The sequence below is a fragment of the Nostoc sp. TCL26-01 genome (assembly GCF_013393945.1).
In the GTDB taxonomy this organism is placed as follows: domain Bacteria; phylum Cyanobacteriota; class Cyanobacteriia; order Cyanobacteriales; family Nostocaceae; genus Trichormus.
In genome coordinates this window covers 2,044,079-2,063,810 of sequence record NZ_CP040297.1, presented here as the reverse complement: position 1 = coordinate 2,063,810, position 19,732 = coordinate 2,044,079, and the positions used below count along the sequence as shown (strand labels likewise).

The 19,732-nt window shown below is 43.4% G+C and carries 20 protein-coding genes and 1 pseudogene; 14 read left to right on the top strand and 7 right to left on the bottom strand.

From position 1 onward, the window contains the following. Positions 1 to 461: 461 nt before the first annotated feature. A complete protein-coding gene (locus tag FD725_RS08945; protein WP_179047798.1) occupies positions 462 to 1,715 on the bottom strand; it encodes a folylpolyglutamate synthase/dihydrofolate synthase family protein in 1,254 nt (417 codons plus the stop codon). Positions 1,716 to 1,918: 203 nt separating this feature from the next. Between FD725_RS08945 and FD725_RS08940 the strand changes: the two are divergent. Beyond that, positions 1,919 to 2,026, top strand: a pseudogene (locus FD725_RS08940) (DUF433 domain-containing protein); the annotation flags it as partial. A 28-nt stretch (positions 2,027 to 2,054) separates the two neighbouring features. Here FD725_RS08940 and FD725_RS08935 read toward each other — a convergent pair. Then, positions 2,055 to 2,375, bottom strand: coding sequence for a DUF5615 family PIN-like protein (locus tag FD725_RS08935; protein ID WP_179047796.1), 321 nt, complete (start codon positions 2,373 to 2,375; stop codon positions 2,055 to 2,057). 2 nt (positions 2,376 to 2,377) lie between these two features. Beyond that, on the bottom strand, positions 2,378 to 2,596 hold the full coding sequence (locus FD725_RS08930) for a DUF433 domain-containing protein (RefSeq protein WP_179047795.1): 219 nt from the start codon (positions 2,594 to 2,596) through the stop codon (positions 2,378 to 2,380). A gap of 150 nt (positions 2,597 to 2,746) precedes the next feature. On the opposite strand from FD725_RS08930, the gene FD725_RS08925 reads away from it, so the two are divergent. From FD725_RS08925 to FD725_RS08910, 4 genes are all read left to right on the top strand, one after another. After that, positions 2,747 to 3,262, top strand: a complete 516-nt coding sequence (locus FD725_RS08925; protein WP_179047794.1) for a hypothetical protein — start codon at positions 2,747 to 2,749, stop codon at positions 3,260 to 3,262. A gap of 232 nt (positions 3,263 to 3,494) precedes the next feature. After that, positions 3,495 to 3,704 carry a hypothetical protein gene (locus FD725_RS08920; RefSeq protein WP_179047793.1) on the top strand — a complete coding sequence of 70 codons (210 nt, stop codon included), beginning with the start codon at positions 3,495 to 3,497 and terminating at the stop codon, positions 3,702 to 3,704. Next, positions 3,694 to 4,083, top strand: a complete 390-nt coding sequence (locus FD725_RS08915) for a type II toxin-antitoxin system VapC family toxin (RefSeq protein ID WP_179047792.1) — start codon at positions 3,694 to 3,696, stop codon at positions 4,081 to 4,083. The genes FD725_RS08920 and FD725_RS08915 overlap by 11 nt, the downstream gene beginning before the upstream one ends. Before the next feature lie 168 nt (positions 4,084 to 4,251). Next, a complete protein-coding gene (locus tag FD725_RS08910) occupies positions 4,252 to 5,145 on the top strand; it encodes a hypothetical protein (RefSeq protein ID WP_179047791.1) in 894 nt (297 codons plus the stop codon). A gap of 247 nt (positions 5,146 to 5,392) precedes the next feature. Here the strand turns inward: FD725_RS08910 and FD725_RS08905 are convergent, their stop codons facing one another. Beyond that, the gene (locus FD725_RS08905; RefSeq protein ID WP_179047790.1) at positions 5,393 to 6,127 is read right to left on the bottom strand and encodes a peptidoglycan-binding protein; all 735 of its coding nucleotides are present in this window, start codon (positions 6,125 to 6,127) and stop codon (positions 5,393 to 5,395) included. A 268-nt stretch (positions 6,128 to 6,395) separates the two neighbouring features. On the opposite strand from FD725_RS08905, the gene FD725_RS08900 reads away from it, so the two are divergent. The 7 genes from FD725_RS08900 (at position 6,396) to FD725_RS08870 (ending at position 15,111) form a co-directional block, all read left to right on the top strand. Further along, entirely contained in the window at positions 6,396 to 7,838 is a 1,443-nt protein-coding gene (locus FD725_RS08900) for a hypothetical protein (RefSeq protein WP_179047789.1), read from the top strand. Between the two features lie 389 nt (positions 7,839 to 8,227). Beyond that, a complete protein-coding gene (gene rimP / locus FD725_RS08895) occupies positions 8,228 to 8,689 on the top strand; it encodes a ribosome maturation factor RimP (protein ID WP_179047788.1) in 462 nt (153 codons plus the stop codon). A 184-nt stretch (positions 8,690 to 8,873) separates the two neighbouring features. Next, entirely contained in the window at positions 8,874 to 10,151 is a 1,278-nt protein-coding gene (gene nusA / locus FD725_RS08890; protein WP_179047787.1) for a transcription termination factor NusA, read from the top strand. 148 nt (positions 10,152 to 10,299) lie between these two features. Then, on the top strand, positions 10,300 to 10,569 hold the full coding sequence (locus tag FD725_RS08885; RefSeq protein WP_179047786.1) for a YlxR family protein: 270 nt from the start codon (positions 10,300 to 10,302) through the stop codon (positions 10,567 to 10,569). A 487-nt stretch (positions 10,570 to 11,056) separates the two neighbouring features. Next, positions 11,057 to 14,167 (top strand): translation initiation factor IF-2, encoded by a 3,111-nt coding sequence (gene infB, locus FD725_RS08880; RefSeq protein WP_179047785.1) that lies wholly within the window; start codon positions 11,057 to 11,059, stop codon positions 14,165 to 14,167. A 128-nt stretch (positions 14,168 to 14,295) separates the two neighbouring features. Then, on the top strand, positions 14,296 to 14,907 hold the full coding sequence (locus FD725_RS08875; protein ID WP_179047784.1) for a low-complexity tail membrane protein: 612 nt from the start codon (positions 14,296 to 14,298) through the stop codon (positions 14,905 to 14,907). A 6-nt stretch (positions 14,908 to 14,913) separates the two neighbouring features. Continuing rightward, entirely contained in the window at positions 14,914 to 15,111 is a 198-nt protein-coding gene (locus tag FD725_RS08870) for a hypothetical protein (RefSeq protein WP_179047783.1), read from the top strand. A 155-nt stretch (positions 15,112 to 15,266) separates the two neighbouring features. Here FD725_RS08870 and FD725_RS08865 read toward each other — a convergent pair whose 3' ends face one another. Further along, positions 15,267 to 15,485 (bottom strand): hypothetical protein, encoded by a 219-nt coding sequence (locus FD725_RS08865; RefSeq protein WP_179047782.1) that lies wholly within the window; start codon positions 15,483 to 15,485, stop codon positions 15,267 to 15,269. A gap of 74 nt (positions 15,486 to 15,559) precedes the next feature. Here FD725_RS08865 and FD725_RS08860 point away from each other — a divergent pair, with 74 nt between their 5' ends. Together FD725_RS08860 and FD725_RS08855 are read left to right on the top strand one after the other, a co-directional pair. Continuing rightward, a complete protein-coding gene (locus FD725_RS08860) occupies positions 15,560 to 17,218 on the top strand; it encodes a DUF1565 domain-containing protein (protein WP_179047781.1) in 1,659 nt (552 codons plus the stop codon). Between the two features lie 75 nt (positions 17,219 to 17,293). Next, entirely contained in the window at positions 17,294 to 17,434 is a 141-nt protein-coding gene (locus FD725_RS08855; protein WP_179047780.1) for a hypothetical protein, read from the top strand. A 58-nt stretch (positions 17,435 to 17,492) separates the two neighbouring features. Here FD725_RS08855 and coaE read toward each other — a convergent pair whose 3' ends face one another. Together coaE and cobA are read right to left on the bottom strand one after the other, a co-directional pair. Further along, complete coding sequence (gene coaE / locus FD725_RS08850; RefSeq protein ID WP_179047779.1) at positions 17,493 to 18,071, bottom strand: dephospho-CoA kinase; 579 nt, start codon at positions 18,069 to 18,071, stop codon at positions 17,493 to 17,495. 74 nt (positions 18,072 to 18,145) lie between these two features. Further along, complete coding sequence (gene cobA / locus FD725_RS08845) at positions 18,146 to 19,720, bottom strand: uroporphyrinogen-III C-methyltransferase (protein WP_179047778.1); 1,575 nt, start codon at positions 19,718 to 19,720, stop codon at positions 18,146 to 18,148. Positions 19,721 to 19,732: the final 12 nt, after the last annotated feature.

Below are 19,732 nucleotides of genomic sequence, written 5' to 3'. Positions count from 1 at the left end.
TCATCGGCATGAAAATCGCTATATCCTCTAATACCAATTCAAAATTCAGAATTCGTCTTGAAAAGTTGAGCCACTGCGTTGGAGAGGCAGTGCATTGGGCGGCTTTGCCGACTTGTAGCAACTGCCGTCGGGTTTCCCGGCTTATAGCAAGTGGCGTTCCTACGGCGGGAAACCCGCCTACAGAACTTTTGTCTTCGACACGCTACGCGAACGCAAAATTCAAAATTAAGAAACTCTGATTTTACAACGGTTTCCGTGTTTGGATCTGTATCAGATTTTTAGTGAATTGGTATAAGAGGATGTTTGAAAAGTCTGTTTCTTTGTCATGTTGAATGCAGCGTAGCGGAATGAAACATCTCGGTATGTACCACAAAACCTAGATTCTTCCTGACGCTCCGCTCCAGTCAGAATGACATTTTTATACCTACTGAAACTTTTCAAACACCCTCTAAGATTTACTATTACCCATTCCTCTTTTCACAACTAAAAAAGTGTCCAATTAAATAGAGAGAACCACATAAAACTATTAAATTATCTCTAGCATTACAGGCAAATTCTAGTGCTAATAATAAATCTGAAGAAGTTTGACAAAGGCTTAGTTCTGGACAGATACTGATAGCTAGCTGGGCTAATTCCTCTGGATGAGCAGATTTGTTATCAGGAACAGGCACTAAATATAATTGGTCATTTGGTTGTAATAAAACCTGAAAAATATCAGCGTGGTCTTTAGTCGCCAGCATTCCCATCACCCATGTTACTGATGGAGGCTTGAGGCTATCTACATAGTTTCGCAAAACTTGGGCAGCAGCAGGATTATGCGCGCCATCAATTAATAATTTGTGATTGTGCCAATTCACCCATTGCATTCGACCTGGCCATTGAGTTTTTGCCATGCCATTAACAATTGCTGTTGCCGAAATCTGCCAACCTTGTGCTTGGAGAACTTCCACAGCTGCTAAAGCTAAAGCTGAATTACTCAGCTGAATCTGTCCTTGTAAAGGTAAAGGATATTTAATTGTTTGATATTCTGCCCATCCAGGAGCGATTTGATGAGCAGGTTGGGGAGTAATTAATGGACATTGTAATTCTTGAGCGCGCGATCGCACAACTTTGTCAGCATCAGGTGGTAAACTCCCCATCACAACCGGACATCCTGACTTGAGAATACCTGCTTTTTCCCCAGCAATATCAGCAACAGTCGGCCCTAACTGCTGCCAATGTTCACGGCTAATGGAAGTGATAATTGTCACTAACGGCTCAGAAATCACATTAGTCGCATCCAAGCGTCCCCCCAGTCCCACCTCGACCACAGCTACATCAACTTGCTGCTGGGCAAAATATAGCCAAGCTGCGGCAGTAATCACCTCAAATTGCGTTGGTGACTCATCAAAGCTAACAGCAGCTTGTACTTGCAGTAATAATTGACAAAGTTCCTCATGGGAAATCGGCTGTTCATCCAAGCAAATACGTTCTGTCCAATCAACTAAATGGGGAGAAGTATAACGCCCCGTACGATATCCAGCCTCAGTAAGTACAGCAGAAAGATAGGCACAGACAGAACCTTTCCCATTTGTTCCCGCAACATGAATCACGGGAACTCGCTGCTGGGGGTTGCCAAGATTCGCTAACAGGTTAACGATACGTGAGAGTCCCAAGTTAACACCAAAGTGTTGAAATGGTTCAAGTAAAGAATCGACACTAACAAATTCAGACATGAGCCATGAGGTGATAGAGGCATTATCGAACAGAATTCAGGAGTCAGGAGCCAGAATTCTGTATGAATTCTATGCGACTGGCGGATGTAGCTTGCTTCTCCAAAGGAGTATAAACCAATACGGTTCAGTTAAGCAGAAAAGTAGGTTGGGTTGAGGAACGTAGGTGTAAGCCTTCTCGGAGAGTAACCCAACATTTCTGAAGCTTGTTTACTGCTGGACTAAGCACTGAACAAATCCTAAATGAGATGCCCGATCTAGAAGCAGATGATCTTAAGGCAGCGCTTTTGTATACCTCTTGTAATATTCTGTAGCTTAGAGGCGGAAAAATGAGTACACTTTCTAAGTGCTAACTATTGTCGCTTTTCCTTTAGCTGCGGTAGGTAAAGTATCTAAGATTTTTGCTGCTAAAGGCTTTAGATCCGCTAAACGATTTGATGGTGCTTGCAAAACAATTACTACAATATCGAACTGTGGCAGATTCTGTTGAAACGACAAGTTGCGATCAACTGTGATGAATACATCAAATGCTGATTCCGCAAGTGTAAGAAGTTGACCGTTCTTTACCCCTGCCCATCCCATTTGGGGAACTGTTTTCACTTCATAGTCAACAAACTCTCTTGCCAATCTACGGTCAATGCACTCATCCAACAAAATCTTCATAATTATGCCACCATACTGACAAGTTGCTTTCCCGCTTCTTCTAGAAAAGCGACGACTTGCTCTTTGTTGACAGTCGGAAACCCTTCTAGGAAATCATCGATTGTCTCTCCTGCTTTGAGATAATCTAGTAGTGTTTGAACAGGAACCCTAGTTCCGGCAAAAACTGGAGTACCGCCCATAATCTCAGGAGATGCGCTGATGATTGGAGTGTTGTTAAACATAAGTCTTTGTTCCTCAAGCGCTTTTTTCATTAGTTTATCAATTCTTCACGCAAGTAGCGTGGTCTAACAATCTCGTTGCACATCGACCGTACTGGCATGGCAAGCCTAAATTTGTGTATTAGTAGTGTATTAGTAGCGTTGATTCTTTTTATGGATCGGATTCTGGAGATAGCTTGGAAGCAACAAGAGAAGCCCTTTCATGCAGAAACGATTGTTCCAGCCGATTTAATTCCCGTTTCCACACTCCGTCAGATTCTGATATCGATTGTTGAGCATTGTAAATTGTATTATCCATCCGATTACTGCGCCCTTTACAAGTTTGATGACTGGCATGAACATGATGGTCACGTGACGGATCAGCATCTAACAACTTTTCAAGATTTGCACTCAGGTTTAGAGTCCGATGAGTCGCTGTATCAATCGAGACACCAAGATTGCAGCGTTTATCACGCTTTTTATCCAGACTCGCTAGATTTTCTTTGCCGTTACAATATTCTTGATGAGAACGAAGAGGCAGAGCAATATCCTGGGATTTGGGGCGATTTTTCGTTTACAGGTTATGGTTGTGACTTGTGGGAAATAACAAAGCGATTGCGTGATTACAGTAACATGACATTTAGCCAGCAAAACTCAAAGGAATATTTCGATAAAATCTACGGTGGATAGAAGCAGGAAATGTCTCGCCATAATTTGCTCTGAGTATGATTAAACCTGTAGATAGAATTGCGATCGCCTAAAAATTGTCACAATAATGACAGCGATCAGTTTTTTTAGGAAAATCAACTCTATGAGCGACTTGGCAAGTAAGGCGATCGCTAGGGTGCTTGCCGACTGTGTAGGGTGCGTTCTCCCATCATATACTTTAGATATCTCACTTTAGTGGGGGAACTTTGAACACATGACAAACCGTGAGCAATTGATTCAGGAACTCGAACAAGCTCCCGATGATTTAGTACAAACAGTGCTGGATTTTTTACATCGGGTTAAAGCTATACGCAAGAACCATCCTCTGGCAAAATTTGCAGGAATTTTAAGTGATTTAGAGGCAGAAGAGCTACAGCGAGCAATCACGGCAGAATGTCGGCAGGTTGATTTGAATGAGTGGTGAGATTGCACTTGATACCTCTGCTGCGGTTCGTTTTTTAAACGGAGACGCGACAATTACTGAAAGGGTATTGGTTTTACCGGAAGTAATCCTGCCAATAATTGTCGTCGGAGAGTTATTATTTGGTGCAGAAAATTCAACCCGTCCATTACAAAACTTGCCGCGCTACCTGGAGTTCATATCGGCTTGTAGAGTTTTGCCATTAGGAAGAGAAACAGCAACAATGTATGCACAAACTCGGTTGGCGTTGAAGCGCAAAGGGCGACCAATTCCAATGAATGATATATGGATTGCTGCTCAGTGCCTAGAACATAGTTGGGTATTAGTGACTGATGATACTGATTTTGATTATGTAGATGGACTGATATTGGAACGCTGGTAGCAGAATTAGGTCACTTATCTAGTACCCAAAGTCAACACCCTACCCCTACACTCCTCCTGCTCCCAAAGATATTGATACTAGACCACTTTAAACCTGTAGATAGAATTGCGATCGCCTAAAAATTGTCACAATAATGACAGCGATCAGTTTTTTAGGACAATCAACTCTATGGGCTTTGGTATTGGTGACTTATTCTGGATTTTTCTGCTGCTTTCTTCTGTGCAACCCATCTGGCAAAAACGCCAAACTGAATATCGTCGCTTGCGCGCCCTCCAAGAATTTCAGCAGGAACGTAAAAGCCGTGTAATTTTATTAATACACCGCCAAGAGTCTATCAGTTTATTGGGAATTCCCATTTCACGCTACATTACCATTGAAGACTCAGAACAAATACTGCGGGCAATTCGCCTCACGCCCCCAGATGTTCCCATAGACTTGATTCTGCACACTCCTGGCGGTTTAGTACTAGCTACAGAACAAATTGCCAGAGCCTTGATTCGGCACTCAGCCAAAGTAACTGTGTTTGTACCTCACTATGCCATGAGTGGGGGAACAATGCTAGCTTTAGCTGCAGATGAAATTGTCATGGATGCTAATGCTGTTTTGGGGCCAGTTGATCCCCAGTTAGGTAATTATCCAGCAGCCAGCATTCTCAAGGTCGTGCAAGATAAACCCATCAGTGAGATTGATGACCAGACTTTGATTATGGCAGACCTGGCAGGTAAAGCGATCGCTCAAGTACAGCGCTTTGTCAGAACTCTACTAAAAGATAATATTCCTCAACAAAAAGTCCAGCCAGAAAACATTGAATCCATCATCGACGCTCTAACAACTGGCCGTGTCACTCATGATTATCCCATCACCATTGAAGAAGCCACAGAAATGGGGCTACCTGTAACCGTTGGACTGCCCCGTTCTATTTACGAACTCATGGATTTATATCCCCAACCTCAAGGCGGAAGACCCACTGTTCAGTATATTCCTATGCCCTACGACGATCGCCGGCCGATTTTACCTACACCAAAAGGCAGACCCTTAGAAGAACCAAATCAGAGGTTTTAACCAGTTTATTCGCGCTTAGATCAAAATAATCTAGGACTTACGCAGTGTCACCAAATTTTCTAGCTTTTTTGTCAATAGTCAATGGTGAAATAGTGCGTTCCTGTCGCTTTGCGTCGGAAAGCAACTATTGAACCCGTAAAGGTCAATAGTCTAAAAAAACTTAATTTTGACCATTGACCATTGACCATTGACTATTGACTACCCTCTTTTATGGTTTATTGGTTGAGTGCGTAAGTCAATAGCTTATTTAGGGTGTAGTTGTGGGTGAAGCCGTCGGTGATGGAGATGTTGTGGGTGAAGCTGTCGGTGATGGGGATGCTGTTGGTGAAGTCGTTGGTGTTGGTGTTGGCTTTGTAGTCGGTTTAGCCGTTGGTGATGTTGTTGGCTTAGTTGTTGGTGAAGCCGTTGGTGTTGGTGTTGGCTTAGTTGTTGGTGAAGCCGTTGGTGTTGGTGTTGGCTTAGTTGTCGGGGAAGCCGTTGGTGTTGGTGTTGGTTCAGTACTCGGCTGACTAATCACTTTCTTGGCTTCTTCATTCAGCTTTTGACGGAGTGCTAAATTAGCAATCCCGGTTTCTTGTAGCTGAAACTTCTTCTGGAATTCTTTGACGGCTGCTTCTGTTTTGGGGCCGTAAAATTGATCACGAGGTAGAAGCGGATTAGGCTTGAGTACAGCGTTTAAATTAGCTTGCAAGATTTGAATGATATTCGCAGCAAAATCTTGAGTTTTGGGGCCGGCTATGCCATCAGCAGTTAGCTTGTAACCCTTTTGGAACTCAGTGATAGCTTTTTTCGTTTCTGCATCAGTCAGAGGCCCGTTGGTGACTTTCACGTTGTAACCCAAACCCCGCAACACAGCCCGGAATTGCTGCGGTGTATAGTTACGCGCTCTAGCAGCAAAGGTTGTATTTGCCACCACGAAACTAGTGCTAATTAAGCAGGTGGCAGCAATTGCCATGCTTGATTTTCCCAATCCACACCACATATTTTAAACTCCTTTAAGTTAAACCAGTCAGATAATCAAGGTTAACAAGTCGATTATCCTACTTCGCTTTGCTGTTTTTTTCTTAATTATTCATGATTTTTGATAAATATCCGTCTTGTATTAGTTAAATGTAATTGATATCTGAAAAAATATTTCTGTCCTCTGTCTCTAGAAAGAAGTTTATTTACCCATGATGCGACAATGTAACAATTTAACATAATTTTAGTTTAATACTTTTATCATTATTCTGTATAATATAAAACAAAAAATGCTTAATCAAAAATCACTAAAAAAACAAAATATCTACTTTGAAAGAGTTATGGCTGTAGTAGTTACAGTCAATTTTGGCTTAGTTTTATTCGATTTAACTTATGTCTCGTGGCGTGATTTTTATTTACGAGAAGTACCGCGAATCACACAAATTTATGACCGTGTTAAAGGTATTGAAACGCACAGGGAAACACAAAACTATCTAGAAACAGTTGACGCTTTAGAAGAACAAGTCAGTCAGACGGGGTTAACTTCATCACAAGTAAAGACTCAGTTACAAAAACTGGAACGTCTCAGTAGCGAGATGATTGACGGCAATCCATTTGCTGCAGTTGGCAAAAGTGGCACTTTAGAAAGAATCAAAAAGCGGATGCGCGATCGCACTAATAATGATTCAGCCAAACAAGCCTTTATGATCTTTTGGAGCCAACCTTACTTATCCCAAAAAGGCTGGAAGCAAGAAATTAGTTTTTTTAATCAAAAGATTCGTCCTTTTATGGCGACAAACTATTATCGGAGAATTGGCGAGAATGGGGAATTTATCGATAACTTTTGGTTACTTGATTTACCATTCGTCTTGCTTTTTGGTGTAGAGTTTCTCGCTCGAATCATTTACATCAAAGGTCGCCATCCTAGTTTTAGTTGGTTAAATACTATACTGTGGCGCTGGTACGATCTATTTCTCTTAATGCCCTTTTGGCGTTGGTTAAGAATCATACCTGTAGCTATCCGTCTCGACCAAGCTGATATATTAAATCTTCAACCAATCAACACACAATTTCATCAGATAGTTGTAGCCAATTTTGCTGAAGAACTAACAGAAATTGTGGTGATCAGAGTCATCAACCAAATTAAGGGATCAGTGCAAAGAGGTGATATAACACGCTGGTTACAGCAAAATGATAAATTGCGCCCTTATATAGACATTAATAATGTCAACGAAATGGAAGCGATCGCCAGCCTTTTATTACAAACAACTGTTTATCAAGTACTCCCCAAAATCCAACCAGAACTAGATGCTCTATTACGTCACAATATAGACACCGTATTGCATCAACTCCCCCTCTATCAAAACCTCCAAATCCTACCAGGATTCACCCAAGCCCAAACTCAACTCAGTGAACAATTAACTACTCAACTCACCACCAATCTCTACAAAGCACTAGTCAACGCCGTCGAAGATCCCGTCGCGGCTAAACTTTCAGGTCAACTAGTACAAGGCTTCAGTCAAGCTTTAGCCACAGAAATGCAGCAAAAACAAGTAGTTTCCCAAATCCAAAGTTTACTTGCTGATTTCCTCGAAGAAGTCAAACTCAACTACGTCCAACGCCTATCTCAAGAAGACATAGACCAAATACTCGAACAAACTAGACAATTAAAAACCCAACCCCTAGTCAGTAAAAGTTCCACCCTCGCAGAGATTAAGCGACAGGACAGATGAGTGGGGAGTGCTGAGTGCTGAGTGAGTGCTGAGTGCTGAGTGCTGAGTGCTGAGTGAGTGCTGAGTACTGAGTGCTGAGTGAAGGAGTGAGAGAGTGAGAGAGTGAGAGAGTGAGGGAGTGAGGGAGTCAGAGAATGACTATTGACTAATGACCATTGACCATTGACTAATGACCATTGACTAATGACCATTGACTATTGACCATTGACTATTGACCAATGACCATTGACTAATGACTATTGACCAATGACCATTGACTAATGACTAATTAAGAAATGCGCTACACTCAATCTAGAGGCGAACCATCACTGGTTCGTCACAAGACTTCTTGGAAGATATCCCTATCGCAGGAAGTGGGTTTACGCCCACTTTTTTTATTGAATTCACTCATGGCTCATCCTCTAATTCCACAGATTACAGATTTAGCAATCCCAGTAGCAGAACAACTGGGCTTAGAAGTCGTTGGCATTGTTTTTCACACTAACCAAAGACCGCCAGTATTGCGGGTAGATATCCGCAATCCTCAACAGGATACTGGTCTAGATGACTGTGAGCGCATGAGCCGTGCGCTAGAAGCTTCTTTAGATGCGACAGAGATTATTCCAGATGCCTATGTCTTGGAAGTGTCTAGTCCTGGTATTTCGCGCCAACTAGTAACTGATAGAGAATTTATTTCCTTTAAAGGATTTCCGATAACTATCTCCACTTCCCCATCCTACGAAGGCCAACAAGATTGGGCTGGTCAGTTGATTCGCCGGGATGAGACAAAAGTTTACATAAATCAAAAAGGTCGTGCGATCGCAATTCCTCGCTCTCTTATCACTAAGGTGCAGCTACATGAACCTCGATAGGCGAGGAGCGAGAGGTTAGAGGCTAGAAACTAGAGGCTAGAGGCAAAGAGAGGACTAGAGAAAACTTTTCTCTAATCCCCTGCTTAATGCTAAATTTTTGGATTTTATTTTCTCATCTCTAGCCCCTCATCCCTAACCTCTAATCCTTAGTTTATAGACGCTAATTTTTAAAGGAGATTTGCTTATGTCAATGGTGAGTTTACCAGGATTAAAAGAGCTAATAGAAAGTATCAGCCGTGAACGCAATTTGCCTCGTTTAGCAGTTCAAGCAGCGATTAGAGAGGCACTACTCAAGGGTTACGAACGTTATCGTCGCGCTCAAAATTTAGAACGTAAGCAATTCGATGAAGATTACTTTGATAATTTTGAAGTCGAATTAGATATTGATGATGAAGGATTCCGTGTTCTTTCCACAAAAACCATTGTGGAAGAAGTAAGTAATACTGACCATCAAATATCTTTAGATGAAGTGCAGCAAGTTGCACCTGAAGCTCAATTAGGAGATTCTGTCGTCCTAGATGTCACTCCAGATCAAGGAGAATTTGGACGCATGGCAGCCATGCAAACCAAGCAAGTACTGGCGCAAAAACTCCGGGATCAACAGCGCCAAATGGTGCAAGAAGAGTTCCAAGATTTAGAAAGTACAGTTTTGCAAGCCAGAGTTTTGCGGTTTGAGCGCCAATCAGTGATCCTAGCTGTCGCCAGTGGTTTTGGGCAACCAGAAGTAGAAGCAGAATTACCGAAACGAGAACAGCTACCCAACGATAATTACCGCGCGAACGCCACATTTAAGGTATATCTGAAAAAAGTCTCCCAAGGTCAACAACGGGGACCACAGCTACTAGTATCCCGTGCTGATGCAGGTTTAGTAGTTTACCTATTCGCCAACGAAGTCCCAGAAATTGAAGATGAAGTGGTAAGAATTGTGGCTGTAGCCAGAGAAGCCAATCCTCCCTCTCGCTATGTGGGGCCACGGACTAAAATAGCAGTAGATACCCTTGATCGTGATGTAGACCCCGTAGGAGCTTGTATTGGCGCTAGGGGATCACGGATTCAAGTAGTAGTTAACGAATTACGTGGGGAAAAAATTGACGTGATTCGTTGGTCACCAGACCCAGCAACATACATTGCTAATGCCCTGAGTCCTGCCAGGGTAGATGAAGTCCGCCTGATGGACCCGGAAACTCGTCAGACTCATGTTTTGGTCGCTGAAGATCAACTGAGTTTAGCGATTGGCAAAGAAGGACAAAATGTTCGCTTGGCTGCCCGCTTAACTGGTTGGAAAATCGACATTAAAGACAAAGCCAAATATGATCATGCGGCTGAAGATACCAAATTTATAGCTGTCCGGGCCAACTATCAACTAGAGGAAGATGACAATGAATTCGAGGAACTAGAGTATGAAGAGAATCAAGAAGAAGAATTAGAGGATGAATCTTTTGACACCAGAGATGAAGAGTAATTTATAAGCCTGAAAGATTTCTGGTAAGATAATTATTTGTATTAGTCTTAATTATTACTAGAAATTAGGCAACACAAGGTAAATCATGGTTGGTAATGCCAACTTGATTATTACCATCAACAAGTTCTGTTAAAGTTACAGAAGACCAATGCAACCTAATTATCGGCGTTGTATTAGTTGCCGTAAAGTTGGACTAAAACAAGACTTTTGGCGGATTGTCCGTGTCTTTCCATCAGGGAAGGTACAATTGAATCAGGGCATGGGGCGTTCAGCCTACATTTGCCCACAGATGAGTTGCTTACAAGCAGCTCAGAAAAAAAATCGACTAGGGCGATCGCTACAAGCAACAGTGCCAGAAACACTGTACCAAACATTGTGGCAAAATCTAGCCCAAAACAATCCCCAAAACCAAATTTAGGCGATCCAGCATTCTTGGCGGTAATCCCGAAAGGAATATTGGCAAAAGCCAAAATATTTGTGCTATGACAAAACCCTCTGCAATTTTGAGGGTTAATGCCAAAATAGTAAATGGGTGTAGTTAGCAAGCGGCTCTGCCAAAATCAAGAGGAGCGAAGCAGTACTCCCAACAAATTCAACTTAATGTGTTGTGGAAGACTCAGAAACAGCAAAACAAAAAACTACAAAATGGCAACCTGGTAGCGCTCAGGCGCAGTTCGGCGTCAACGGACACCATAAAAAAGTTTTCTTAAAAAAGTTTTTATGGGCATCCGCCAACCACCAATTTTGGTGGAGATGCCAGCATTGAACCGACACATCTCTCTTTCCTGATTGGAGGCACCGGCAAAATCACCAAGGGCAACCTAAAAACAGTAACCGAAGGATGGAGATGTCGCACTCCCAGGCAACCATCCGCTAAAAAACTGTAAATTAAAGGGGAAGAGTGGATGAACAACGGCAAAGTTAGAATCTACGAATTATCAAAGGAATTGAATTTGGATAACAAAGAGCTATTAGCAATTTGCGACCAGCTCAATATTGCGGTCAAAAGCCATAGCAGTACTATCTCAGAATCTGAAGCAGAAAGTATCCGGGCAGCTGCGGAAAAACTCGCAGCTACAAATGGAACAACTAAAAAAGAACTAGGTACAACTAGTCATAAACCAAATTCAGCCCAGACTGGCTCTCGCAATCGACCTGCTCCACCTCACAAACAACAAATTTTGGAAATTCGCAAACCCAAAATATTGAGAAATCCTACCTCCAACGCCCCAGAGGCGTCAGTTGCTAACGAAGACCAGATTGCTTCTTCTGAAGTCAATTCTCCTGCACCTCCGAAGCCCTTCGCCACACCAGCCTCACCCATGAAGCCGACGGCACCCTCTCGACCAGTACCCCGGAATCTATCTGAGACTCCACAAAAGCCTGCTGTACCAGAAACAGAACCAGCACCCAAGCCACAAGTGCCGGAAAAAACTACAGCAGAGAAGACCGATAAAGTAGGTCAACCAAGACCTAGTAAAGCTGAAAGACCGCCCAAACCCCAGCTGTCAGCACCACCAAGCAGACCTGCGGGAGAAAAAGCCGATGTCATCGAGCCTTTGGGTGTTTCCGCCGAGAAACCAATTCTCAAACGCGATCGCAGCGACCAAGTCAAGCCGACAAAAGTGGTCAAGCCAGCGTCAGGAGAAACTTCTCCAGCACCAGTGCAAAAGCAGGCTCGGCCTACCCAAAGTCCGGTAAAACCAGAGCAACGTGGCAGCAGACCCAGCGCACCGGGCGGGGACGGGGTACGTCCTCAAAGACCAATGCGCCCCTCAGCCGACCAACCAGCGCCTGTAGCCACCCCGCCAAGACAAATGGCAGGTACACAGGCCAGAGGAGAAGTAGGTGCTGAAGCGATCGCCCCAGACCTGCTCGACCTGAAACGTCCCACACCACCCCGCCCTTCCAAAGGTGGTAAAAAGTGGCAAGAAGAAGAAATTATCGACGAAATCAAAGAAAAGGCTGGTAAGTTAGGCGTTAAAGGCAAACGTACCAAGCCCATCTTGGAAGATGATTTTGAAGACGAAGACTTCTTAGATGAAGATGGGTTAGAAATACCCGCAACCGTCCAAGTCAGTCTTTCCATCGCCCGTCCTCCCAAACCGAAAGCAGCTAGACCAACACAATCACCAGTAGCAGCACCAATCAATGCTCCTACTACTCGTGGTAAAAAGTCTAGTAGTAGCAACCGTGACCAGCAAAACCGCCGCCAAGAAACAGAAGTTAAGCGCGAGCGTCCAGAAAAAGTCATAGTCATGGGGCCGATGACGGTGCAAGAGTTGGCTGATGCTTTAGTCGTGGCCGATACAGAGATTGTGAAAATCCTGTTCATGAAAGGCATGGCGGTGAGTATCACTCAAAATCTAGACATCCCAACAATTACTTTGGTAGCGAAAGAGCTAGAAGTAGAAATCGAAACCGCCGAACCAGAAGCGGAAGCTCGCAAAGTCACCGAAATGATTGACGTGGCAGACCTAGAACATCTCCTGCGTCGTCCGCCAGTAGTGACAATTATGGGTCACGTAGACCACGGTAAAACTACCCTACTAGACTCGATTCGCAAAACTAAAGTCGCGGCCGGTGAAGCTGGGGGGATTACTCAGCATATCGGCGCTTACCACGTAGACATAGAACACGAAGGTAAAGAACAGCAAATCGTCTTCCTCGATACTCCTGGTCACGAAGCCTTTACAGCCATGCGGGCGAGGGGAGCTAGAGTCACCGATATAGCTGTGTTAGTAGTGGCAGCAGATGATGGTGTTCGTCCACAAACCGTAGAAGCTATTAGCCATGCTCAGGCTGCTGAAGTCCCGATTGTAGTTGCCATCAACAAGATTGATAAAGAAGGCGCACAACCAGACCGTGTGAAACAAGAACTCACCCAATATGGATTAACCCCAGAAGAATGGGGTGGTGAGACAATTATGGTTCCTGTGAGCGCCATCAAGGGTGAAAACCTGGATACTCTCCTAGAGATGATCCTGTTGGTCGCAGAAGTTGGCGAACTTTCCGCTAACCCAGACCGCAGCGCCAAAGGCACAGTCATTGAAGCCCACTTAGATAAAGCCAAGGGAGCGGTTGCTACCCTACTGATTCAAAACGGTACTCTCCACGTAGGAGATATGCTGGTTGCGGGTTCAGCCTTTGGTAAAGTCCGAGCAATGGTAGATGATCGCGGCAGAAGAGTAGACATAGCTAGTCCCTCCTTCGCTGTTGAGGTCTTGGGTTTAAGCGATGTCCCCGCCGCAGGTGACGAGTTTGAAGTCTTCCAGAACGAAAAAGAAGCCAGATCCCTGGCCTCAGATCGTGCCGACAAACAACGCCTATCGCGTCTCCTCCAAGGACGTGTTACCCTCACCACCCTATCTGCTCAAGCTCAAGAAGGCGAGTTGAAAGAACTCAACCTGATCCTGAAAGCAGATGTCCAAGGTTCTTTAGAAGCAATTGTGGGATCACTCAAGCAAATCCCCCAAAACGAAGTACAAATTCGGATGCTATTATCTGCTGCTGGTGAAATCACTCAGACAGATATTGACCTAGCCGCCGCCAGTGGTGCAGTTATTATTGGGTTCAATACGACCTACGCCAGTGGAGCTAGACAAGCAGCTGATGAAGCTGGTGTGGATGTGCGAGAATACAACATTATCTACAAACTCCTAGAAGATATTCAAGGAGCTTTGGAAGGTCTGTTGGAACCAGAGTTGGTAGAAGAACCATTGGGTCAAACCGAAGTCCGTGCCGTCTTCCCAGTCGGTCGGGGAGCTGTGGCTGGTTGTTATGTCCAATCTGGCAAACTAGTCCGCAACTGCAAAATTCGTGTACGTCGTGGTGGCAAGGTGATCTACGAAGGTGTGCTGGATTCCCTCAAGCGGATGAAAGACGATGCGCGTGAGGTCAATGCTGGCTACGAATGTGGTATCGGTGTTGATAAGTTCCATGATTGGGCTGAAGGTGACATCATCGAAGCCTACCAAATGGTTACTAAGCGCCGTACCCTCGCGTTAACAAGGTAGTGCTGAGTCACGAGTGCTGAGTCGTCATGAGTAAAGTGAGGATAGATTCCTTAACTATCAAAGCTTTCACTCACAACTTGAGAATCAACACTCAGCACTCAGTACTCAGTACTCAGGACTCTAATAATATGCGCTCATTTCGCTCTGAACCGATACTGTGGATTCATGTCGCCGGCTTGGCGGCAATGCCAATTTTTTTATTGCTGTGTTTATTGTTTCTATCTGTTGGTCAGCCAGTGTTGCCTGTATGGATAGAACTTTTATTAGTCGCAGCAGTGGGTGTGATCCCGCTTTTGTGGATGCAGTTACGCCGTCCATTTTATATATTCGCCATTTTGGGCATAGCCATCAAGCCAGAAAATCTGACTGAGCAACAAAGAAAAATTCTCTGTTTAATTAATACAAAGTTAAATCGTGTACTAGCACTTGTGGCAGCAATTTTGTCCATTGGTGTATTATGGCAATTGTACCAAGCGACCCCGCTAGTAGTTAATGTGGCAAGTTTTTTACCACAATGGCATGGTGTAGGGTTAGTATTGGCAGCCTTAACCTTTTTGGCAAGTAATTTGTTTCTCCAAATTCCCGTGAGTGTAGCGCGAGTTTTAGTGACCAATGACACAGAATTTGCAGCGATAAAACCATTACCTTTAGAAAAGATTAAGAAAGATTTCACCATTTTAGGGGTGCGGGTAAATAAAATCTTGCCCCAGTTAACTAGTGAAGTTAAAACTGAGGAATGAGGGATTATGGCTAAGATAACAGCTTCCAGTGACTACCAATTCGCTCGTGATTCTGAAATTTGGAATCATCTGCAATATGCGATCGCAGCTAGTTCCGGCTTCCAGCGCTGGCAGTTAGAAAGCAACGTTCACCTGCAAGAGCTACATCTGGAACAGCAAGTCCAGCGCTACTTGCGAGAAACACTAGAAACATTAGCTTACTGAAAACAACATCAAAACAGTATAAATAAAACAAATAAAGCCAAGTACACCAACCCCGGTTTCATGAAGAAATCGGGGTTCTCATTTGTGTTTATTCAAAATAGGAGTGAGAGAGTGAGAGAGTGCTGAGTGCTGAGTGAGGGAGTGAGAGAGTGCTGTTAGCGGAAGCGGGGCGATGCAGCCCGTGCTGAGTGAGGGAGTGAGAGAGTGAGGGAGTGAAGGAGACGAATAAATTCAAAATTCAAAATGAAGAAATAATGACTATTGACCATTGACCATTGACTAATGACTATTGACCATTGACCATTTTCAAATTTATGTAATTTCTTCCGAAACATAGCTAGCGAATCGCTAGTCATCCGGTTATAGTTTTGCATGGGTTTGATAGCTAGATATTTGCCAAATCAACCCAATTTCACCATATCACAATCAGCACATCTCAAACACAACAATGAAATACCAAGGTTTTAACCTGCCTTTAGTAAGAAGTTTACTCTCAACTTTATCCTTGCCAGTTGGGATCACTGGTTTACTGTTGGTTGCTGGTGGGTTCATGCTAGTCTCCACTGAGGTAAATGCTGGAGCTACCAAGCCTATTCTGACAGCGCAAGTTCCTGTGACTGCACCAGTTATTTATGTCAACCCTGCAACTGGTGTAAATACTGCTGGTGCTGGTACAAGCGCAACTACACCCTATAAAACAATTAGCTTTGCTCTTAACCAAGCGCAGCCAGGAACATTGATCCAACTGGCTCCGGGAAATTACAGCAATGAAACTGGCGAACAATTCCCTTTGATAGTTCCAACTGGAGTAACTTTGCAAGGTGATGAATCAAATAGAGGGCAAGGAGTATTAATTACAGGTGGTGGTTTTTATACCAGTCGTACCTTTGCTCGACAAGATATTACGATTTTGGCTGGTAATGGTACAACGATCGCTGGTTTAACTGTGACTAACCCCAATCAACGTGGTACTGGTGTGTGGGTAGAATCAACTAATCCCACTATTAAAAATAATACTTTTACTAACAGTGTTCGGGATGGGGTGTTTGTCACAGGCACAGGAAATCCCAAAATTGAAGGTAACATCTTTTTACAGAACAAAGGTAACGGGGTTTCTGTAGCCAGATCAGCCCAAGGGGAGATTCGCAATAACTTATTTCAAGATACAGGTTTTGGGATTGCGATCGGTGGGACTTCTACCCCTCTCGTTGTCGAAAATCAGATTGTCCAAAACCAAGATGGTTTGTTTATCTCCGAGTCAGCCAAGCCCATACTCCGGAAGAATGTCATTCAAAATAATAAACGCGATGGTGTAGTGGCAACTATCGGCGCTCAACCCGACTTAGGTACGAATGAAAATCCTGGTGGTAACTTGATTCGCAGTAACACTCGTTATGATGTGAATAACGCTACCAAAACCAATCGAATTTTGGCTGTTGGGAATGATATTGATCAGAAAAAGATTTTTGGACAGGTGGACTTTGTAGCGGCTAGTGTTGAACCACCCCCAGGAGGACAAACCACGGGCTTTAATGATGTACCCACAGGTTACTGGGCAAAGGCATATATCGAAGCTTTAGCTTCACAGAATATTATTGCTGGTTTCCCCGATGGTACGTTTAAACCCAATGAGCCTGTAACACGCGCCCAATTTGCCACTATTGTCACTAAAGCGTTAACACCACCAACTAAACGTAACGCGATTGATTTTCGAGATGTCAACCGCAATTTCTGGGCTTATGGGGCAATTCAAGCGGCTTACCAGAGTCAATTTGTTTCTGGTTATCCTGATGGTACTTTTAAACCACAGCAGCAAATTCCCAGGGTTCAAGCATTAGTTGCTTTAGCGAATGGACTCGGCTTAACTGCTGATAATCAAAATGTCATTTCTATCTATACTGATGCTGGGCAAATTCCCAGTTATGCCGTTGGGCCAGTTGCCGCAGCTACCTCACGACAATTAGTCATCAATTATCCCACAGTTAGCCAACTCAATCCCAATCGTGAAGCGACTAGGGCAGAAATTGCCGCTTTTGTTTACCAAGCACTAGTAAATGCTGGACGCGCTCAACCACTCCAGTCATCTTATTTAGTGAGAGTTCCTTAATTTTTAGTTGGTAGTGGCGTGTCTAAACTAAAATGTGGCATTAAAATTGTAGCTTGGGTTGTAGCAAGATCCCGAATGGTACGTAGAGAAACCCAACAAAATCCCGAAAATGTTGGGTTTCGCAAAGCCTCAACCCAACCTACGCCTACAATTTTTTGGCAACATTTTAGCCTTGTCACGCCAGTAGGGTGCGTCAGTACAAATAATTTTTGGTAAGTTAAGGGTTACTCAAACTGACGCACCCTACATATAAGAAATCACTTCAGGAACCAAATTAAATTGCTTGATCTATTTGTTTAAGCAGTGCTTCTAAGGTGGAAGAGTTATCTATAACAACATCGGCAAGTGCTGCTTTTTCTATGAGAGATAATTGACTATTAATTCGGGTTTGGGCTTGTTCGGGAGTTAAATTATTTCTGGCAATTAATCTTTGTAATTGCTGTGATTGAGAACAACTGACAACCCAGATTTCTGTGACTAAATCAGTCATCTGAGCTTCAAATAATAATGGTATAACTAATACTATGCTTGATGCAGCAGATTCAGCAATGTTTTGCAGAAAGCGATCGCGCACATAAGGATGAATCACGCTCTCTAACCAATGGCGTTCTTCTGGATGAGGAAAGATAATTTCACTTAGCATTTGACGGTTAAGATTGCCATCTGCTAGTAATATTTCTTTACCATAGCGTTGAGCGATCGCACTTAAAATTGGTGAACCTACAGATACTGTATCTCTGGCGTAAATATCTGCATCAAACACTGGCAAATTATAGGCACTAGCCAAATAATTAGCCACAGTTGTTTTGCCTGTAGCAATACCTCCAGTTAAGCCGATAATGCGTTTGGTCATTAGTCAATAGTCAATAGTCAATAGTCATTGGTTATTGGTAAAACTCTTACCCATTACCCATTACCCAGTCCCCATTACCCATTACTCACTCCTGTAATCAAGGCTTGAGTTAAACCATCTAGTGTGTATTCTTGTGCTTCTATGTCTACACGTCCGAAAAGGGAATGGCAGGTTTTTGAGGTTTGGGGGCCGATGGAAGCAATACATACGCCTGTTAAAAGATTTGTGGTATTTTCGGTTAATAGTTTGTCTACAAGTTGACAGAAAAATTGTACAGTTTTAGAGCTGGCGAAGGTAATAATATCTATTGTGCGATTTTTGAGAGCTAATTCTGCTGATGTTGGGATACTACTAGGACAACAAGATTGATAAGCTGCAACTTCCGTGACTTCTGCACCTTTCTCGACAAATTCTTTGACTAAAACTTCTCTACCACCACTTTCTACTCTGGGAAATAAAATCTTTTTTCCTGGGAATTCTTCGGGGAAGTTGACTACTAAGGAATCAGCGACAAAATCTGGGGGAATAAAATCGGGTTGCAGTCCATGTTGTTGTAAACTTTGAGATGTTTTTTCACCGACAACAGCAATTTTTACTCCTGCTAAAGCACGAGTATCTTTACCTTGAGTATTTAGTCTGGAAAAAAAATAATCCACCGCGTTGGTAGAAGTGAGAATTAACCAGTCAAAGTTAGATATATTAGCGATCGCCTGATCTAATGCTTGCCAACTAGAGGGTGGGACAATTTCTAAAGCTGGCATTTCTATGACTGTAGCGCCAAATGCTGCTAGGCGATCGCTAAATTGACTTGATTGTCCGACTGAACGTGTTACCAGGATGGTTTTACCTGAGAGGGGAAGGTGGGGGGACATCGTTTTTAAGTTGGAGGTGTTGAGTGCTTGAGAATCGATTAAATCTATTTTCTCAGGTTGTAAGTACTGGCGTAGCCCCACGACTTCACCAATAACGATAACGGCTGGAGAGAGCGATAAGCCAGATGTCTGTTCTAAAATATTCCCTAGTTGACCAGTCCAAATTTGTTGATCAGGTGTCCCCGCCCAGCGAATAATGGCTATGGGGGTTAAGGGCGATCGCTCATGTCTGATTAACTGCTGTACAATTTCTGGTAGGTTTTTGCCACCCATCAATATTACTAATGTGTCTAACCGTGAAAGCGTTTCCCAGTCTAAAGCTTCTGGTTCATGGGCTGTTAAAACGGTAAAGCAGCGACTCAAAACTGGATCTGTGAGAGGAATGCTTGCGAGTAAAGGCGCTGCTAAAGCTGAAGAAATTCCTGGTACTATTTCATATTCACAACCTGCTGTTTTCAACGCTGTGATTTCTGATGTACTCCGCCCAAAAATCAACGGATCACCTGATTTCAACCTGACAACTAATTTACCTTCTTGGCAATACTTAACTAATAAATGATTGATTTGGGTTTGTGGTGTGCTGGGTTTACCACCACGTTTTCCTACATCTACTTTTAGGCAATCAGGTGCGACACATTCTAATAATTGCTCATCTACTAGGGCATCGTAAATTAACACCTCAGCTTTAGTCAGGAGATGAGCAGCTTTTACCGTCAGATATGCAACATCTCCCAATCCTGCACCTACAAGATAGACTTTGCCCTTTTGTCCAATCATGGTTTTATATAT